The organism is Methylibium sp. T29-B, assembly GCF_000576225.1.
GTDB lineage: Bacteria > Pseudomonadota > Gammaproteobacteria > Burkholderiales > Burkholderiaceae_C > Methylibium > Methylibium petroleiphilum.
The window spans coordinates 1-1,679 of sequence record NZ_AZSN01000326.1; the positions used below are offsets into that span (position 1 = coordinate 1).

Here is a 1,679-nt window from a genome sequence, read left to right on the forward strand (position 1 = left end):
CGCCCGCCACCTCGACCGGCGCGCGCTCGCAACCGGCCAGCACGGCCAGGTGGCCAGCGCGCCGCCGGCCGCCAGCAGCGCACGGCGTGCGGCACTCACTGGTGGACGCGGCCCCATTCCTCTTCGAAGGTGTGCACCAGCCCCTGGGTGCTGAGGCGGTTGGGCTCGGCGGGCACGCGGGCCATGTCGGGCGGGAAGTCGAACAGCGCGGGCAGGCCCTCGACGGTCAGGAAGCGCAAGCCCTCGGGCAGTCGGCGCGGCGTGGCCAGCGGACGTTGACCGGCCAACACGAAGCCCCATTCGCCGAAGCTCGGCACGTGCGCGTGATAGGGCGTCGCCTGCAGGCCCACGGCCTCGATGGTGCTCACCACCGTCCAGAAGCTCTTGCGCGCGATCAGCGGCGAGGTGGTCTGCACCACCGCGTAGCCGGAGGCCGCGAGATGGCGGGCCATCAGCGCGTAGAAGCTGGTCGAGTAGAGCTTGCCGATCGCGTGGTTGCTGGGGTCGGGGAAGTCGACCACGATCACGTCGAACAGCGCGTCGTGGCGGTCCAGCCAGCCGAAGGCATCGTCGTTGACGATCGTGAGCTTGGGCGACTTCAGCGCCCCGCCATTCAGTGCGATCAGCAGCGGTTCGGTCGAGAACAGGCGCGTCATCGCCGGGTCCAGCTCGACCAGCGTGACGTGCTCGACCGTCGGGTGCTTCAGCACCTCGCGCACCGCCATGCCGTCGCCGCCGCCGAGCACCAGCACCCGCTTGGGCGCGCCATGCGCCGCCATCGCCGGATGCACCAGCGCCTCGTGGTAGCGGTACTCGTCGCGCGAGTGGAACTGCAGGTTGCCGTTGAGGAACAGCCGCACGCCGGCCGCCCCCGACGTGACGACGACGCGCTGGTAGGGCGAGCTCTGGCTGAAGACGATGCGGTCGCCGTAGAAGCGGTCCTCGGCCCAGGTCGTGAGCCGGTCGGCCCCGATCAGCGCAGCACCGAGCGCCGCGAGCACGGCAGCGCAGGCCAGCGCATGCGCGCGCCAGGCCCTCAGTTCGGCCCGGAAGAGCCACAGCGCCCACACCGCGACGGCGACGTTCAGCAGGCCGAACACCACGCCGGTGCGGACCAGCCCGAGCTGCGGCACGAGCAGCAGCGGGAAGGCGACCGACACGGCCAGCGCACCGAGATAGTCGAAGGTCAGCACCTGCGACACCAGGTCCTTCAGCGCGTAACGCTCGCTGAAGTGGCGCTTGAGCAGGCGCATCACCAGCGGGATCTCCAGGCCCACCAGGATGCCCACCGCCAGCACCAGCCCGTAGAGCAGGGCACGGAAGGGCGCGACCGCGCTGACCGGCAGCAGGCTGTGCGCGACGAACAGCGCCGCCGGCATCAGCCCGCCGATCAGGCCGACCAGCAGCTCGATGCGCAGGAAGTTCGCGACCAGTTGGCGCTCGATGTGGCGCGACAGCCAGGAGCCGATGCCCATCGCGAACAGGTAGGCGCCGATGACGGTGCTGAATTGCAGGACCGAGTCGCCGAGCAGGTAGCTCGCCAGCGCCCCTGCTGCGAGCTCGTAGACCAGGCCGCAGGCCGCGACGACGAACACCGAGGCGAGCAAGGCCACCTCGGCCGGCCGCACCGCTGCTGCGGCGCGGCCGTCGGCCGCGCCATCGAGTGCCGCCGGTTCGCT

1 protein-coding gene is annotated in these 1,679 nt (G+C 71.2%); it reads right to left on the reverse strand.

Going from position 1 to position 1,679, the window contains the following annotated elements:
• Nucleotides 1–95 precede the first annotated feature (95 nt).
• Nucleotides 96–1,628 carry a polyamine aminopropyltransferase gene (locus Y694_RS21630; RefSeq protein WP_036236610.1) on the reverse strand — a complete coding sequence of 511 codons (1,533 nt, stop codon included), beginning with the start codon at nucleotides 1,626–1,628 and terminating at the stop codon, nucleotides 96–98.
• Nucleotides 1,629–1,679: the final 51 nt, after the last annotated feature.